An 879-nucleotide genomic window follows, 5' to 3' on the forward strand; every position below is an offset into this window, starting at 1 on the left:
CTGGGACCTGCGCGGCAACATGGGCGAGGAGATCGACCGGGCGATCCTCTCCGCGGAGCTGCCCGAGCGCCGGGTCGAGGAGCTCTACCCCGAGTACCCCTACGACGAGCACAAGCCCATCGTCAGTGGTGGCGCGGTGGTCGACGGGACCTTCGAGCCGGGGGCGACCGCGCCCGGCACCCGGAACCCCAGGCGTCCGGCGTACACCGCCGCCCAGACCGCGACGCTGGCGCAGCTGCGCGACGGGCTCGAGCGGCTGCCCGCCCTGCTGGGGCGCGGCGAGGGGCTCGGCTCCAACAGCTGGGTCGTCGACGGTGAACACTCCTCGACCGGCGCGCCGCTGCTGGCCAACGACCCGCACCTGGGCGTCGGCATGCCGGGGGTGTGGATGCAGATGGGGCTGCACTGCCGGCGGGTCAGCGACGCGTGCCCGCTCGACGTCGCCGGGTTCACCTTCTCGGGGACACCCGGCGTGATCATCGGGCACAACGCCGACATCGCCTGGGGGTTCACCAACCTCGGGCCCGACGTGACCGACCTCTACCTCGAGCGGGTGCGCGAGGAGCAGTGGCGCTACGACGGCGCCTGGCGCGACCTCGACGTGCGTCGCGAGACGATCGAGGTGCGCGACGGCGCGGTGGAGGAATCGGAAAGCTCGGAAGGCGACGATCTCGGCCTGCGCGTTCTGGTCGGCCGCCGCCAGGCCGTGGTCTCGACCAACGATCTGTCCGGCGACGGCAGCCAGGCGCTGGCCGAGCGCGCGGTGGCGATGGCGCGTGCCGCGCCGGAAGACAAATATGCCGGGCTGGCCGATGAGAGCCTGCTGGCGCATCAATTCCCGAACCTCGATCTGATCGACCGTGATCTGCCGACGGTGAC

Annotated in this window: 1 protein-coding gene; it reads left to right on the forward strand. The window is 71.9% G+C overall.

Features of this window, described 5'->3' with window-relative positions:
* On the forward strand, positions 1 to 879 hold an 879-nt coding region (locus tag ACK41V_RS23545), incomplete at both ends, for a penicillin acylase family protein (RefSeq protein ID WP_409786107.1).

It is taken from the genome of Acidovorax sp., assembly GCF_046291265.1.
GTDB lineage: Bacteria > Pseudomonadota > Gammaproteobacteria > Burkholderiales > Burkholderiaceae_C > Acidovorax.